Source organism: Candidatus Eremiobacterota bacterium (assembly GCA_031082125.1).
In the GTDB taxonomy this organism is placed as follows: Bacteria; Vulcanimicrobiota; CADAWZ01; order CADAWZ01; family Ess09-12; genus Ess09-12.
In genome coordinates this window covers 52,539-69,017 of sequence record JAVHLM010000017.1, presented here as the reverse complement: position 1 = coordinate 69,017, position 16,479 = coordinate 52,539, and the positions used below count along the sequence as shown (strand labels likewise).

Sequence of the window (16,479 nt, the reverse complement as noted above, 5' to 3'; positions counted from 1 at the left end):
GAAGGGTTTATTGGGGCTCCCGGGCCTTCATGAGCTGGATCTCGAAAAACCTTGCCGTCACCTCGAAGCCCAGCCTCCGGTAAAGCCCTATGGCGTTCATGTTTGAGGCCGTGACGCAGAGGGAGATCCTTGGGAGGCCCATTTCCTTGAACTTCCTGAGGAGCGCCACCGTGAGGGCCGAGCCCACTCCCTTTCCCTGGTACCGGGGGTCCACGAAGAGGGCCGGCATGAAGCCGTCGCCGTGGGGGCGGAGGGTGCCGAAGATGGCCCCCGCCACTTTCTCCTTTTCCCTTGCCACGAAGCTCATGGCGCAGTCAAAAGCTCCGAACATGTTTCTTTTTATATGGTTCAGGAAGGAGAAGCAGGCCCACGGCGTGGCAAAGACACCGGGGCGGATCACGTTGTCGATGCTGTCTTTCCCCGCGCGGTAGAGGGCCTCGGCGCACCGCCAGAAGTAGCCCTCCTTGAGGGGCACGATTTCCATCCCTGAAGGCAGGTCCCGCTCTTCGGGCACTTCCATGAGGTCCCTCTCCATGGTGCAGCGCTCGTAGGCCTGGTAGCCCCACGAGATGAGGTCATGGCCGTCAATGCCGCACAGATAGGGGATAATGATGCCGGTAAGGCACATGAGGTCCCCTGCCCCAAGGAAATCATCCTTCACTTTCAGGAGGAGATCCCTCCCTGCATCTCCTTCTCTTGCCGCCTCGTCGAGGTATACATGGGCGACCTGCCTTACACCCCTTTCTTCCCTTACTGCGCAGAATCCCAGGGGAGCGCTCTTTTCGAGGGCCACGAGGACCGAAAAGGCTCCCCGGGAGTACCCCTCCTGGAAATCCCTCTCCATGGCGGTCCCGTCGAGGATATCTGAGGAGAGGGTTGCCCGTCCCTGGAAGTACTTTTCAACGAGGCCGTCGGGAAGGGCTGCGCCTTCACCTGCCGTGGCAATCATTATGGTATTTTCCATAGAAAGCTCCGGAGAAAAAAAAACCGGCCATCGGTGACCGGTTTTTCAGATTTCGTCATATCATTGCTATTTTAAAGGCCCTCCCAGCTTGGCAATGGCCTTTTCCACCGCCGTGACGAGCTCCTTTTCCCCTTTGGCGGCGGCCCTTATCTTTATGGTGGTCATGGAGCCCACGAGGGAGCCATCGCCTACCTGGCCAAGGGCCCAGGCGCACGAAACCTTGACGCTCGGCTCCTTGTCGTTTTCAAGGGCATTCATAAGGGGCGTCACAGAAGATTTCTCTGCCATCTGGCCCAGCCCGAGGGCTGCGCTTGAGCGCACCTGGGGGTTGGGATCGGAGAGGGACTTGATGAGGACGTCGGCCGCCGGCTTGCCCATCTTTGCGAGGGCGTTGATGGCCCCCACGCGCTGGAGCTCATCGCCTGATGCGAGGCATTCCATGAGGGGCTTCATGGCCTTTTCGCCCATTTTGCCCAGGGACTCGGAAACGGCCTGCACTACTTTTTCATCAGGATCCTTGAGGAGATCCAAAAGGGTGGTGATTGTTTCAGGATCGGCAATGAGGCCCAGGGCCTTTGCCACATTGATTTTCACGGGCGAATCGGCGTCAGTGAGTGCTTCCTGGAGCGCCTTGACCGCTGCGGCACCCATCTTGCCGACGGCGGTAACGGCGCTGTCCTGCACCTCCTGGTCAGCATCCTTGAAGAGCGCGATGAGGTTAGGGATGACTGTGGTATCCTTTATCTCGCCAAGGGCCCAGACGGCCTTTATCTTGACAGCTTTTTCCGCAGCGAGAAGCTCGAGCAGAGTAGGCACTGCAGGCTTGCCGATCTTTGCCAGGGCTGTTATGGCACCGTCCCGCACAACCTGGTTTCCTGTCTTTATCACCGCTGCAAGGGAGGGGATTGCCGCCGGACCGATTTTCCCAAGTGCCTCAGCTGCTGCCTGGCGCACCATCTCGTTGTCGTCACCGAGGCGCCCCACGAGGGGTTTTATGGCTGCCGGGTCGCCGAGGGTTCCCAGTGAGAGGGCCACGCTTTTTCTCACCGAGGGGCTGGGATCGTTGAGGGAGGCAATGAGGAATGGCGTGTCTGTCTTGTTTCCAGAGGTGCCCATTCCCTCGGCTACATTGGAGCGCACCCTGCTGTCGCTGTCCTTGAGTCCCTCCGTGTAGGTTCCTGAAGGAGTGGAAAAGCCCATGTCCCTGATGGCAATGGCAGCGTTGTTTCTCACGTCGGCATCCTGATCCTTGAGGGCCGCTGCAAGCGCAGGTCCTGCGGCGCTGTACTTGAGCTGACCGAGGGCAGCAGCAGCAGCCTTTCTCACGATGGCATACTGGTCATTGAGGGCGGCAATAAGGTCGTTGCCTGCCGTCACGTCGCCAAGGCTGCCCAGTGCTGTTGCGGCGTTCATCCGGACTTCAGGCACCTTGTCTCTCAGAAGGGAGAGGAGGGTTCCTCTCGCATGAAAATCCTTAAGCTGCCCAAGGGACCATGCCACGTTTATTCTCACATCCCAGTCAGTGTCGCTTGCTGCATTGATGAGCGCGGAAACGGCAGTGACATCTCCCTGCCCGACTCTTCCAAGATTGAGAGCCGCGGTCTGCCTTGTCACGTTACTCGTGCTTCTCAGAGCCTCGATGTTCTGTTTTACCGCATCCCTGTCAGTCTGGCTCTGGGCATAGAGCGGAATCCCACCTGCCAGGAGCACTGCGAGCACAAGGAGCCCCGCAAGTGTGCACGTCCATATTCGACCCATATCCTTTACCTCCTCGCGAATCAGTCAAAGTTACCCTTGTTCTTATGAGCGATCCACAAATTCACCACGCATGAGCCATATTCCTCCCCTTCTGCGGGGGCCTATTTGCTCATTACGTAGAGGCAGTTCTTTCCTCGTTTTTTTGCTTCACCGAGCGATTGATCAGCCCTTCTCAGGATGTCATCAACACTGATGTCAATGTCTCTCAGGTAGGTGGTGATGCCCATGCTGAGAGATACCTTGATGTCCTTCGCAATTCCCGGGAACACATGGTCCGTGACCCTGTTCTTTATCCTGTTGGCGGCTATGCCGCCCTCCTTGAGATTTGTCTCGGGGAGAATGATAAGGAACTCCTCGCCTCCATAGCGCCCCACTTCATCGATGCTCCGCATGGTTTCAATAAAAGCCTTTGAGAGGTCTTTGAGGATTACATCGCCTACCTGATATCCGTAAAAGTCATTCACTGTCTTGAAATTGTCGATGTCAACGAGAATGAGGGAAAGATCGAGGAAATAGCGCTTTGCCCTCACGTGCTCCTTCTTGAGCACTTCGATAATCCTGTGACGGTTTAACACACCGGTGAGCGCATCGGTAGTGGTGAGCTTGGCGCATTCCTCCCTCACGTAGGCGTTCTCAATGAGATAATAGAGCTCCTCCATGAGGGCTTTCGCGAAGCCGCTCCTCTCATCGAGCGCTGTCTTTGCTTTCGTCCCATGGACCGCGAGGCCCACGAAACCCTTCTGCTTCCCCTCGATAGTCACCGGTTCGTTCCAGAAGGTGTGGATATCCTTGCCGGTGAGCTGGTGCTCCCCTTCAGTGATAATCGTTTTTTCAGTGAAATCGGCGCTCTCGCGGCTGAAATTTCTCTTGGCCAGGCTGTCAAAGATGGTCATCTTCAGACGGTTCACATAGTCTTCGCTGGCGGGCTTGGGAAATCGCAGCAGCATGATGTTCTTCCCGTTGTAAGGGAATATCAAGAGGCCCGCATCAATATCAAGAGCCTCGGAGACTACCTGGAATCCTTTCACAAGAGCCTGATCCAGCGCCGGTGAGGTCAGCGCGATGTCCCTCAGCCGGGAAAAGGTTCTCTGCTGCTGGGAAAGGCTCGAGACGAGGGAAAGAGAATGTTTCAACAGGTGGGGAGTAGTGTCCGACAGCGCCATTTCGGTTTTTTTCTTCTTCCTTCTTGCGAGGCTCTTCAGCAGCTTGCCCAGCTCATCCATGCGGGAGCTTGAGATCACCTGTAAGGAGCCGCCAGCCACCGGCGAGGGGGGGGCTTCCCGCGAGGAGAGGAGCACTACCGGCAGATCGCGGGTGGCAGGGTCATGGCCCAGAAAAGTGCAGAGATCATATCCATTCATCTGGGGAAGTGATTCTCCCACCACCACGAGGTCGGGAGCGAGGGACAGTGCCTTATGAAGCACTTCAGGTCCATCCTGCGCCGTTTCCACATGGAACCCATGCTTTTTCAGAAGTGAAGTGACTTTTTTGCTCAGTGCCTGCGATTTTTCCGCACATATCACGACTCGCTCTTCCATAACCTCCACCTCGCTCCATAATTTTCACGTTTAACTTTTGCATGAGGCGCCATGAATCCTCTTTTAGAAGAGGCGGTGCCTTATCGTGTCTTTCTGAAGATGAAGCTGTACCCTCCGAATCTCAGGGTATCGCCGTCCTTTATAGGATTCTGGACGCCCTCAGGGACACGGATGTCGTTGATAAAGGTCCCGTTTGAGCTTCCCAGGTCTTCCACATAGCAATGCTCATCGTCCTTGATGATCTGCCCATGGCGCCTTGAGACACCCGCGTTGGTGTCTATAAGCCCCATGTCAATTTCGGGGAAGATGCCGTCTCCCTCGCTTTTTCTTCCGATGAGGATCTTGTCCCTGTCAAGGTAGAACTCCGCTCCCCCGCCAAGGGGGGTGAGCTTCCCGAAGCATTTGGGCGAATCGGGAATCCCGCCTCTTCCTGTGAGGGAAATGCTGCATCCTCCGCAGTAAACTGCCGTGACGACATTTTCCCTTCCACATTTGGGGCATTTGAAGGCAGGCGGCGTGACAAGCACCGTGGGCGGCGCGAATCTCCCCGCCTGGGGCGGACTGTCATAGTGCGGCGGTGGTGGCGGCGGCGGTGCATACTGCTGGGGAGGTTGCTGGTAGTGAGAAGGCGGGGGCGGCGGTGCCGAAACAGGCGACACCTCCCTGGTTCTGAGAAGAGTGCCGCAGTCTTCGCAGAACTGGGCGCCATGGATATTTTCAAGGCCGCATTTGGGACATTGCATGGAGTGTTTTCCCCCTTAGTATAATATCACCGAAGGGCTGCTGCCCGCCATGGGCCCCTCAGGTGCTCCGCATCTTTCCGGGATTCCCATTCCATGGGCACAGGTGACGCGGATTATTTTATGCTTTAGTATAAAATTTGAGTCTTCCCCTGAAGAATCCTTCCTTGTGCCCCATAATTCTTGCATCGGTGGGTGGGGAGAAAATTTGAAAAGTCTGGAGGAATTTTCCGGGGACTGTTCAATATATTGTAGGTGTACGGCAGATGGTGCCGATATATAGTAATAAAATGAAAATTTCTGCCCGGGTTTAAGAGTGCCCCCCAAAGCCTCGCGCCCGGAGATTCAGTAACTACAGAGTCCTTCCATCAAGAGGATTTTTCTCATTTAATGGAGTCTTTCTATGCCATCACAAGGAACACGAAGGGACTTTTTTACTTCACCACCAGGAGGACAAGATGTTGGAACTGCAAGATGGAGCCTTCGGGAACATTTCGGTAGGAAAGGAGCAGGCTTCCGCCGAGCTCTCGCACAGCGCCCGTGTAGTGCTGGAAAAAAGGTATCTCAAGAAAAATGAAAAAGGTCTCGTCGTTGAGACCCCCGAGGACATGTTCTGGCGTGTGGCCGAGAACATTGCCTCCATTGAGAGGAACTATGGGAAGAGCAATGAGGAAGTTGATGATATCACGGGAAAATTCTACAGGATGATGGTACGTTTCGAGTTTCTCCCCAACTCGCCGACGCTGATGAATGCCGGGCGGGATCTCCAGCAGCTTTCAGCCTGTTTTGTGCTCCCCATAGAAGATTCCATGGAATCGATTTTTGAGGCCATAAAACAGACGGCCCTTATTCACAAGAGCGGCGGCGGCACAGGCTTCTCCTTCACGGCGCTGCGCCCTGCCAGCGACCCTGTCGCCTCAACGGGCGGCGTGGCCAGCGGCCCTATCTCCTTCATGAAGGTTTTCAATGCCACCACCGACGTGGTCAAGCAGGGAGGCACTCGCAGGGGCGCTAACATGGGTATCCTGAACATCGATCATCCTGATATTCTCGAGTTTATCACCGCAAAGGACGAGCGCGGTGCCCTTACCAACTTCAACCTCTCTGTGGCGCTCACCGAGGAGTTCATGACGGCCGTGGAAGAAGGCAAGAGCTACCCTCTGGTGAACCCCCGCTCGGGGAAAACGGTGAGGAAGCTGAAGGCAAAGGATGTCTTTGACCTGATCGTGGAGATGGCCTGGAGAAGCGGAGAGCCCGGCGTCATCTTCATCGACAGGATGAACAGGGATAACCCGACGCCCCATATCGGGAGGATTGAGAGCACCAATCCTTGCGGCGAGCAGCCCCTGCTTCCCTATGAGTCATGCAACCTCGGGAGTATCAACCTTGTAAAGATGGTGCGCGAGGGCAAAGGCAGGCCTGAAATAGACTATGAGAAGCTCAGCGAGACAGTGACCAATGCCGTGAGGTTCCTGGACAATGTCATTGATGCGAACTGCTATCCCATAAAGAAAATAGCCGAGCTTACCAGGGGCAACAGGAAGATTGGCCTGGGAGTCATGGGGTTTGCCGACCTTCTGATCCACCTCGGGATATCCTACAATTCCGAAGAGGCGCTCGCTATGGCAGACAATGTGATGAAGTTCATCAAGGACAAGGCAGTGGAGGCATCAGAAAAGCTTGCCGGGGAGCGCGGCGTCTTCGCCAACTGGGAGGGGAGTTTCTTTGATGCCGCGGGAGGGCGCAGGATCCGCAATGCCACCCTCACCACCATAGCACCCACGGGGAGCATCAGCATAATTTCCAACTGCTCAAGCGGCATTGAGCCCGTCTTTGCCCTCTCATACGTGCGGGAAATCCTGGACGGGGAAAAGCTCATCGAGGTGCACCCCCATTTCGAGGAAAGGGCCAAGGGCGAGGGATTCTATTCGCCGGAGCTCATGACGGCCATTGCGAAAAAGGGCTCCATCAAGGACATGGAGGTAATTCCCAAGGAGGTCCGCGAGCTTTTTGTCACCTCCCATGACATCTCGCCCGAGTGGCACGTGAGAATGCAGGCGGCTTTCCAGAAGTACACCGACAACGCCGTCTCGAAAACAGTGAATTTTCCCATAGAGGCGACACGGGAGCAGATCAAGGAGGTCTTTATCAGGGCGTACCGGGAGGGATGCAAGGGCATCACGGTGTACCGCTATGGAAGCAGGGAGAGCCAGGTCCTCAACATCCAGGACGATGCAAAAAAGCAGGTGCCGGTCAAGAAGATTGCCTCGATGCTTACCGAGGACAGGAAGATCCTGCCGAGGCCCCGTCCTTCCATTACGACGGGCACGACGGAGAAGATAGCCATAGGGTGCGGCAACCTCTATGTCACCGTCAATCTGGACGACTTGAGCATCTGCGAGGTCTTCACGCAGACCGGCAAGGGGGGAGGGTGCCCCTCGCAGTCAGAGGCCGTGGGAAGGCTCGTCTCCGTTGCCCTGCGCTCCGATATAGACCCGGCCTCCATCGTCAACCAGCTCAAGGGGATCCGCTGCGTGTCATGCACAAGGAGGGGCAACGTCAAGGTCCTCTCCTGTCCCGATGCCATATCGCGTGTCATGGAGAAAGTGATGCAGCTGCAGCAGGGAAGCGCTAAAAAGGGGGCCAAGGAAAGCCCCAAGGAACCGGTGAAGGACCATGGCCAGGGGAGCGCCATCCCTCCCCGCTCATTGCTGATTGATGAGATCCCTCCTGATGACGACTCGTCTCTCCCGCAGTTTGCCACGTGCTGCCCCGAGTGCTCAAGCCCTATAGAATTCGTGGGACGGTGCTACAGCTGCCGTTCCTGCGGCTATTCCAAGTGCGGCTAACAGGAAAGACGAGAGAGGAATTTCCACGAGGCCCTGGAAAACTTTCACCGGGGCCTTGTGCATTTACGGGCAGGCCTCTCCGCGGGGCCGGATTTCCTGCAAGGGGGTGCCGCACCGTGGCAGAAGAGAAAGGAGATAGCCATGAAGTCCCTCTCGGTGAGAATTATCATTGTTTTCCTCATGGTGGCCCTTGGTGCGGGCACCGCCTTCGCGGAAACTGCCCGCGAAAAGGCAGTGGCCCTGAAGAACAAGGGAAATGCCGCCCTTCAGGCAGGGAACCCCGAAGAAGCCCTCAGGTACTACCGGAAGGCCATAGAAGCCGATCCCACCTATGCGAACCCTTATAATAACATCGGCATGATCCTTGAAAAAAAGGGCGACAAGGAGAAGGCCGCCACCTGTTACAGGGAGGCGATCTCCCGCGATGCCTCCCTTTACCAGCCCTACCTGAACCTGGCCTTCTATAGCTTTGAGAAGGGCGACGAGGAAGAGGCAGAGAACCTGTGCCGCAAGGCTTTGAAGCTTAATAAGGCCGATGCGAGCGCCTATGACCTTCTCGGCGAGATTACCGAGAAGAAGGGAGGTATCGCTGAGGCGGAAAACCTTTACAGGAAGGCCATGGCGCTTGCCCCTTCCGAGGGAAAGTCCTTCTTCCTGCTGGGCAGGCTTTCCTACCGCAAGGGAGACTATAGCGCGGCAGCCAGCCTCCTTGCCAAGGCCGTGAAGCTCGATTCCCGTGACAAAGGAGCCCTTTTCAACCTCTCCCTGGTTTTCAGCAAGACAGGCGACTACCAGGCGATGGTGGAAGCCCTTGCGAGGTATCTTGCCCTGGAGCCTGCCGATCCCGAGGGCCTTTATCTTATGGGGGCCGGCCTCATCAAGCTGAAAAGAGGGAAAGAGGCGGCGCCGTACCTTAAAAAGTTCCTGGAAGCGGCCCCTGATGACCGGCGGGTGCCGACAGTGAGAAAAGCCCTGAGGCAGATGGAAGGATGAAGCCCTAGTTTTCTTTTGGAATGGTGAAGTCTTCCGAGACCTTGCGCTCAAAACGGATGTCCCTCGCGAGAGTGAGGTCAAAAAAGACCCATGTATCGAGATCGAGGAGACCGAGTTTTGCCTTCTGAAGGTGGCTCACGCCGGGAAAGATTCTCACCGGCACTTTGGTGCCGTATATGGCCGTGAGGTCATTGTACCACTTCCCCACCATTGACCTGATCCTCCACGGAATATAGCCGTACATCATGGGGACCACGAAATCGGCTTTCCACCGGTACCAGTCCTGGCCGGCAAAGTCGTTCTTGGTGAAGAAATAGACCTTTTCCCCGGGTGTGGGAGGGTTCGCCGGTAGCACGGCTGCCGACACGGCGATGTCGCTCGAGAGCTTGTCGGCGATCCTGTTCACAAAAGCGGTGAGGACGTTCCTCCTTTTGTCAACTATTGCCTCATATTGATCGCAGAGCTTCATCGAGTCGTCATTATACTGGTTGAAATAAATGGTGTCCCATTCCCTCTTCTGGAGTTCCACGGGGAAGCCCTGGTAGTCCACGGCGTACCTGATATGGTCAAGATGAATCCCCGCAAGGTTCCGGTGCGATTTGGCAATCTTTTCCACCGTCGAGATAATGATTTCCTGCACTCTGGGATGCTCGGGATTCAGATAGATGGCCGAGAGCTGCCTGTTTTTCGGCGACGGGAAGGGATCGTCAGGCGTGCCCAGCAGCAGAAAGTCCGGCGTGGCCCCTCCCAGGGAGATAATGTGCCTGATAAGGCTCCCGAGGGGTTTCCCTCCGTCGGTCACATGGTATTTTTTCAACAACTCGATGAAAAGGAAGTCATCGTAGGTCTTGCTGAAAAGCTCGCAGCACTCTCCCAGAAGGGCCACTGTGGCCCTCGGCGTGGAGGGCTTTGACTCCAGCAGCTTTTTCTGCGACTTCAGGTACTCCACCAGGAGGCCGTTCCAGGCAGTCATCCCCGTGTGCCAGGGGAGCACGATGTCGCTGTTGTCCATTTTCCAGTAGAAATTGTGGACCCAGGCATGGACCTTGATCCCCAGCGGTGCAGCCTCGTCAATGAAAATCTGCAGGGTGTCGATGGGTGTGCCGTTTTCTATGCGGAAAGGCCAGTTCAGGTGGCTGTAAAGGGGGACCTGGCCGGGCGGCAGAGGCCCCAGGGAGGGCGCATTCAACGTCCCTGAGGTGCTGTCGGGGATGGCGGCAATAGAATAGCCGCGGAGAAAGGTTTCAACGAAGATGGTGTTGATTCCCTGCCGTGCAATGGCACCAAGCTGCTCCTTGACGATGGCCCTGATTTCATACTCGTGGTAGCGGTGGGTTCCCGGGAAAAACCAGTCGGGTGAAATCCAGGCGCCGTAGACAGGGCCATCTTCCCAGTAGGCCAGTGAAGGGGGAGACAGGGCCATCACTGCTATGAGTGCCGCGGCTATGATGAAGAGCCTCTTTGCGTTCAATGAAATCAGGTCAAGGTGCCTCATGGTATTCCATATGATTCAATACAGGATTTTCCTTACCCTTCTGCTGAAGGGATAGACAGAAAAGATATTTTCAATGCCGGGGGGCCGGGACTAATTCGAAATGACAGGGGTTTCTCTTTCTATGGCGAACTATATACCTTAAACAGGCATCACCCGCGATTCCTGAGACTGAAAAGAACCGTGCTCCTTATGAGAAGAATAGCAATAGGGCTCTTATTATTTCTCTGTGCCTGCATGGCTTTTACCACAGTGCTTTTCTCCATGCTGAAGCACCGGCATGGCGTCATGGCATCGGTGAGCGCCCGTGAGGTCGTTTTCCCCTGGGATCCCCTCGAGTGGGACACCCTCAGGGATTCACCCCTGGTATATAAATCGCTGGGCGAGAGCTTTGATGCCTTCCCCCTCTACAAGCCTTTTCTCGATGACAAGAAGAGCGTAGGCCTCACCCTTGACGCCTCATACTTCAACACCATCCTCTCTCATGTGAAGGACAGTTATGTGAAAGAGATCAGCGAAAAAGAACTGCTGGAAGGCTGTGAAAAGGAGCTCTCCAAGCTTTTCAAAGAGGCAGGCATCAAGGAGAAGCCATCTCTTGCGGGATACTCCCTTGATAAGGAATTCATTGACAAGGTGGTAAAGCAGTACGGCTCACAGGTGGACGGGAACATCCTTATCTTTGCCTCTATCAGGGGGATCCTCAGGGGCCTTGGCGATCCTTATTCCAACCTCCTGGTACCCAAGGACTACTCGACTCTCATGGAGCGCCTGCAGGAAAAAAGCTTTGGAGGTGTGGGGATTTATATAGAGCTTGATTCTGAAAACCACGACTCACTCACGGTGCTTGAACCCATTGAGGGCACGCCGGCCCATAAGGCAGGCCTCATGCCGGGCGATGTCATTGAAGAGATAAACGGCGAATCTACCAAGGACATCTCCATTTACGTGGCTGTCGCGAAGCTCAGAGGACCCAGGGGGACCACGGTAAAGCTCTCGGTGAGGAGAAAAGGCGTGGCAAAGCCTCTCTCCTTTGTCATCAGCCGCGACAATATCAACAGCCCCTCTGTCTCATGGAAAGTGATTCACGACGACGTGGGGTATGTGAGGCTCAGATCCTTTGGCACAGAGACGGAACGGGAGTTTGACGAAGCCCTGGATTCCTTTTCCAAGCAGAACGTGAAGTACCTGGTGATGGATCTCAGGAACAACGGCGGCGGCTACCTGAATGCCGCAGTGGAGATCTCCAGCAAGTTCCTGTCGCCTGACAGGACGGTGTTCAAGAGAATTGACAGGAACGGCAGAGTGGAGGATTTTGGCGCCAAGAGGCGCGACAGGGTATCGCTGCCCCTCGTGGTGCTGGTGAACAGGTTCTCCGCCAGTTCCTCGGAGATTGTGGCGGGGGCGATAAAGGACAACCATGCAGGGACCCTTATCGGAGACAGGACCTTTGGCAAGGGCTCGGTGCAGCAGATTTATTCCCTGGCGGAAAACTCGGCCCTCAAGCTCACGGTAAGCTATTTTACCACCCCCGGCGGGAAAATAATCAACAAGAAGGGCCTCAAGCCCCATATCTATTCCCCGATGAAACCCAACCTGGTCGGCAAGGACAAGGACAGCCAGCTTGAAGAGGCCGTCACATTCCTGAAGAAAGGCGTTCATGCGGGGCCCTGATCACGGGGTATCCAAACTCAGGGAAGGCAGGGAAAGAAAAGAGCTGTCAAGGGGGCTGCGAGGCAGCACCCTGAAAAGGTAAGAGTGATATCAGCAATATCCATAAAAGGAGGAAAGGTTATGGACAGTACATGCCCGCGGTGTGGAGCTTCCATGGGAGAAAAGCAGCAGGCAAGCAATGTGGTGATGGGAATGTCGGTGAAGGGCTGCTCAAAGTGCGGGGGCTTCCTGATTGATTACAGCGAAGCCGAGGAGGTCCTGGGGAAGGCCGTGGCGGCACCGGGCACCCCGGTGAAAAGCGAGGAGCTGTCCCGCGAGGCGAAAGAGCCTCTCGGCGGCTCATGCCCTTTCTGCGGGGGAGCCTTTATCCCCTCACCCCTCAAGTTCGAGCTTTCCAAGAGCACCCTATTTATCGATCAGTGCGGGAAATGCCAGGGAATATGGTTTGACAAGGGCGAGCTCTCCCAGATATTTCAGTTTGCCATGAAAGAGGCCATCGCCGTGGGCGATCTTGATGAGAATCTTGACGAGAGCCTCTCGAAGTCCCTTACAAAGCTCTCCTGCCCCCGGTGCGTCAAAGAGACCGATTTCTCCGAGGGAGAGCTTCTTGGCATCAAGGTGCACAGGTGCAAGGAATGCCGGGGATTGTGGCTTGCCTCCGGAGAAATGGAGGAGCTCATGGGCGATATAAGCCATGAAGCCGTTGAGCCCGGCGAGAAGCTTGCCCTGCTGGAAAAGAGCGCCTCCACCCCTGCCGTGGGAGGATGCCCCCGTTGCAAGGTTCCCCTTGAGCGCTGGAAGAATCTTCCGCCGGCTCTCAAGGACCTCTATATCGATTTCTGCCCGACCTGCATGGGGCTCTGGTTTGACAAGGGCGAGTTCAGCGCCCTCATGAGGATATTCTCTGAGAGTCCCTTTGTGAATGCCTGAGCACGGCGCTGCCGGCCCAGGGTGCCAGCGGGGAGAGGGCATATCAAATGAGGAGCGATTATCGTGAAAAAAAACTCTCTTGTGCTTTACTTTCTGATATTCTTCGCATTTTCCAGCACTTTGCCTCTCTATGCAGAAAATGCTCCTTCCGGTGATACAGAAGCCCTCGTGGGGAGCAACAATGCCTTTGCTTTTTCGGTGCTCAGCAAGCTCGATAAAAAGGGCGAGAATCTCTTCTTTTCCCCCTACAGCATCTCAACGGCGCTCGCGATGACTTACCTCGGCGCCAGGGGAGCCACTGCCGATGAGATGGCAAAGACGCTTCACTTCACCCTTCCCCCCGCGAAACTGCACCCTGCCTTCCAGGAGCTCCTGGACCGATTCAATAACAGGGAAGACAGGGAGTGTTACGAGCTTGTAGTGGCCAACAGGCTGTGGGGGCAGAAGGGTTACAAGTTTCTGCCGAGCTTTCTTGACGATGAAAAGAAATTCTACCAGTCAGGCCTTGGCGAAGTGGACTTCAAGAAGCGCACCGAGGAAGCGCGGCAGGTAATCAACAAGTGGATTGAGGATGCCACGAAAAAAAGAATCAGGGACCTCATCCCTCCCGGCGCGCTTGATGCCGACAGCAGGCTCGTGCTCACCAATGCCATATATTTCAAAAGTGAATGGGGAGAGCAGTTTGAAAAGCGCCTCACAAAAAAAGAACGGTTCTGGGCAGGAGGGAAAAATGAGATCAAGGTGGCCATGATGCATGCCCAGTACAGGATGAGCTATCTGAAAGGGAAAGGCTACCAGGTTCTTGCTATCCCCTATAAAAGATCAGAGCTCTCCATGATCGTGGTGCTCCCCGATGCCCGGGACGGGCTGGAAGCATTCCTTTCCCGGTACGATGAAAAAGCCTGCGCAAAGGATATCCGCTCACTCTCGGCCGCCACGGTGGACCTCGCGCTCCCAAAGTTTACGACCACGTCGTCATTTTTCCTGGGGAAGCTTCTCAAGGCCCTGGGGATGAAAACCCCCTTTCAGTTCGGCCCCGCCGACTTCTCGGGGATAGACGGGACCAAGCTTCTCTTCATTTCGGAAGTGATTCACAAGGCCTTTGTTGACGTCAACGAGGAGGGAACGGAGGCAGCTGCCGCCACAGCCGTGGTGATGGCAGGAGGAGCCATGCCTACCGAGCCTCCCCGGATCATCAAGTTCACCGTCGATCATCCTTTCCTTTTCCTCATCAGGGAGAACGCTACAGGGAGCATTCTCTTCATGGGCACGGTGAAGAACCCCACGGCAAAGAGATAGGATACGGGAAGGCGGGGCGGCATCTGCGAGAGAGGCTGTTCCATTTCATTGATGAAAGTGCAAGAGATCACCTGTGAAAAAAGGGCTTTATACCTCTGGGGTATATCTATCCCCCTGTGCTGCCTTATTCTTCTCTTGTCCTGCTCAATATGCCGGGGTTCCGGCGTTACCCGCCACTGGGAGCCCGTGGGGCCGCCCGGAGGCGACCGGTTCCTTGTGAGTGTTCACCCCCGGGACAATCAAATTCTTTACTGCGTGGGCCATGGCGGAGTCCATAAATCTGTCGATGGTGCCGCCCACTGGAAGGCCATCCACTCGCAGGAGATGCAGGGCTCATTTTTCTCCTTTGCCTTCCATCCCGATGATGGTGAGCACCTGTTCACGGCATCAAACCGGCTTGGCATCTTTGAGAGCCTGGACGGCGGAGAACACTGGCGGAAGATGAATGAAGGCTTCCCGGGTAATCTCTCTGGTGGCGGGGAAAAGATCTGTCCCCCTGTGAGCAGCCTTGCCTTTGACGGCGAAAAGAACCTCTACGCCGCGCTCTGCATGGGTGAACAGGCCAGAGTGAAAGGAACCGTGGCTCCCGTGCTCCGCTATGATTCTGGCAGCAAAAGATGGACGCCCCTGGGGAAAGGCCTTCCCGCGGCGGAAGAAAAGCCGCGGGCTCTGGTGGCTCGCGGGGCAGACGGTAAGATCTGGCTCTCTCTTTACGGGAAGGGCTGCTTTCTCCTTGAAAAGGGGACATGGTGCGAAGCGGGCCCCCCGCGATCAAAGGTCACCTTCCTCAATCCCAGCCCTGCCCGCGCGGACGAGGCATATATCGGAACGCAGGATGACTGGGTGTACCGCACAAAAAACGGCGGGAAGAACTGGGAGCGCCTCCCCCTTCCCGCGGAACTCCGGCAGAGCGCTGTTCTTCCCCTCGTCTACAACCTTGCAGTCGATCCCAACAATGCCGACCTTATCGTGATAGGGTGCAATGCCGCAGGCGGCTCGACAGAGCAGCCCTTTTTCAACCCGCTTCCCTCCCAGAAGGCGCCAGCGGGCACCATTATCTACTATGCAGGCAGCAGCACTTACAGGCCTCTCAATTTCAGGAGAGGTGTCTATTACGGCGGTTTCAGGAACACTCCCGACCGGGCGAGCGGGTTATACGACGATCCCCTTGCGGGAAAAAGGACAAAGGTATATTACCGCACCGGCGGCGGCCTTGCATGCGTGATAAAGCTCACCGACAAAGGATCTTCTCTTGCCATAAACGGCATTAATGGCGTCTATACCAATGCGCTCTTTATCGATGAGAGGGGGACTTTCTTCGCGGCAGGGGAAGAGGGTATCCTGGCGAAAAGAGCCGGCGATGATGAATTCCTTTACGTGAAACCGGCAAAAACCCTTCTTTACACCTGGTGCTTCGCGAGGGATTACTCCAGGGACGGTGCCTTCTACTATGGAACCGGCTACCCCGCGTGGTCGTGGCCTGAATCGCGCGGAATCTACAGGCTGGAGCTTTCCTGGATGAAGCCGCTCTCACAGCTTGCGCAGTCAGAAAAGAGAAGCTCCTTTCAGCAGGTTCTCGGCAATACGGGGATATGGAAGCTGCTCACCTTCAAAGAAAAGCCCGGCCTCATTATCGCCGGCACGCAGGATAAGGGAGTCATGATAAGCGATGACGGGGGGAAAAGCTTCAGGCAGATGAGCCGGGGGCTCTCGGAAAAGAGCGTCTGTGCCCTCTGGGCCGCTCGGCAGGGCAAGACTCTTCTCGCAGGCACAAGGGAGAGTGACGGCAATCCCCTGGAGAAGCATTCATGGCATCCAGTTCCCGGTGAGAAGGGGAACCTTTATATTCTCGACGAAAAGAGAGGCCAGTGGACCCCCTCAATCCTCAGGAAAGCGGTTTTTTCCATTGCGGCATGCGGAGATACCATCCTGTGCGCCACATCGACGGGGCCTTATCTCAGCAGGGATGGAGGCCGCACCTGGGGAAAAAGCTCCAGGGGCCTTCCTTCTTCCCCGCGCTGCGTTGACATAAAGTGCACCGAAGGGAAACAGCCCCGTTTTTATGCAGGGCTCAGCGCGCAGGGCATTTTCAGAAGCGATGACCGGGGAGAGAGCTGGCAGGACATTACCGGCGACCTTCCCAACAAGTTCATCGATGAGCTCCTGATTGACCCCCATGATGCCAGGGTAATCTACGCGGCGACACTGGGAGGAAGCGCGTTCCGCATGACCGATGAGTAAACGC

At 55.9% G+C, this 16,479-nt stretch carries 11 protein-coding genes; 6 read left to right on the top strand and 5 right to left on the bottom strand.

The window, feature by feature from the left end:
- Positions 1 to 7: 7 nt before the first annotated feature.
- The 4 genes from RDV48_18320 to RDV48_18305 form a co-directional block, all read right to left on the bottom strand.
- Complete coding sequence (locus tag RDV48_18320) at positions 8 to 964, bottom strand: GNAT family N-acetyltransferase (protein ID MDQ7824760.1); 957 nt, start codon at positions 962 to 964, stop codon at positions 8 to 10.
- 66 nt (positions 965 to 1,030) lie between these two features.
- Entirely contained in the window at positions 1,031 to 2,722 is a 1,692-nt protein-coding gene (locus RDV48_18315) for a HEAT repeat domain-containing protein (GenBank protein MDQ7824759.1), read from the bottom strand.
- 101 nt (positions 2,723 to 2,823) lie between these two features.
- Positions 2,824 to 4,260 (bottom strand): diguanylate cyclase, encoded by a 1,437-nt coding sequence (locus RDV48_18310; GenBank protein ID MDQ7824758.1) that lies wholly within the window; start codon positions 4,258 to 4,260, stop codon positions 2,824 to 2,826.
- Between the two features lie 80 nt (positions 4,261 to 4,340).
- Complete coding sequence (locus RDV48_18305) at positions 4,341 to 5,003, bottom strand: FHA domain-containing protein (protein MDQ7824757.1); 663 nt, start codon at positions 5,001 to 5,003, stop codon at positions 4,341 to 4,343.
- A gap of 455 nt (positions 5,004 to 5,458) precedes the next feature.
- On the opposite strand from RDV48_18305, the gene RDV48_18300 reads away from it, so the two are divergent.
- Together RDV48_18300 and RDV48_18295 are read left to right on the top strand one after the other, a co-directional pair.
- Entirely contained in the window at positions 5,459 to 7,849 is a 2,391-nt protein-coding gene (locus RDV48_18300) for a vitamin B12-dependent ribonucleotide reductase (GenBank protein ID MDQ7824756.1), read from the top strand.
- Between the two features lie 141 nt (positions 7,850 to 7,990).
- Positions 7,991 to 8,842, top strand: coding sequence for a tetratricopeptide repeat protein (locus RDV48_18295; GenBank protein ID MDQ7824755.1), 852 nt, complete (start codon positions 7,991 to 7,993; stop codon positions 8,840 to 8,842).
- Between the two features lie 4 nt (positions 8,843 to 8,846).
- Here RDV48_18295 and RDV48_18290 read toward each other — a convergent pair whose 3' ends face one another.
- Entirely contained in the window at positions 8,847 to 10,337 is a 1,491-nt protein-coding gene (locus tag RDV48_18290; GenBank protein ID MDQ7824754.1) for a family 10 glycosylhydrolase, read from the bottom strand.
- A gap of 189 nt (positions 10,338 to 10,526) precedes the next feature.
- On the opposite strand from RDV48_18290, the gene RDV48_18285 reads away from it, so the two are divergent.
- From RDV48_18285 to RDV48_18270, 4 genes are all read left to right on the top strand, one after another.
- Positions 10,527 to 12,005, top strand: a complete 1,479-nt coding sequence (locus tag RDV48_18285) for a S41 family peptidase (protein MDQ7824753.1) — start codon at positions 10,527 to 10,529, stop codon at positions 12,003 to 12,005.
- Positions 12,006 to 12,125: 120 nt separating this feature from the next.
- Positions 12,126 to 12,935 (top strand): zf-TFIIB domain-containing protein, encoded by an 810-nt coding sequence (locus tag RDV48_18280; protein MDQ7824752.1) that lies wholly within the window; start codon positions 12,126 to 12,128, stop codon positions 12,933 to 12,935.
- Positions 12,936 to 12,998: 63 nt separating this feature from the next.
- Positions 12,999 to 14,234, top strand: a complete 1,236-nt coding sequence (locus tag RDV48_18275) for a serpin family protein (GenBank protein ID MDQ7824751.1) — start codon at positions 12,999 to 13,001, stop codon at positions 14,232 to 14,234.
- A gap of 216 nt (positions 14,235 to 14,450) precedes the next feature.
- Positions 14,451 to 16,475: a hypothetical protein gene (locus tag RDV48_18270; protein MDQ7824750.1), complete on the top strand. Its 2,025-nt coding sequence runs from the start codon at positions 14,451 to 14,453 to the stop codon at positions 16,473 to 16,475.
- Positions 16,476 to 16,479 lie beyond the last annotated feature (4 nt).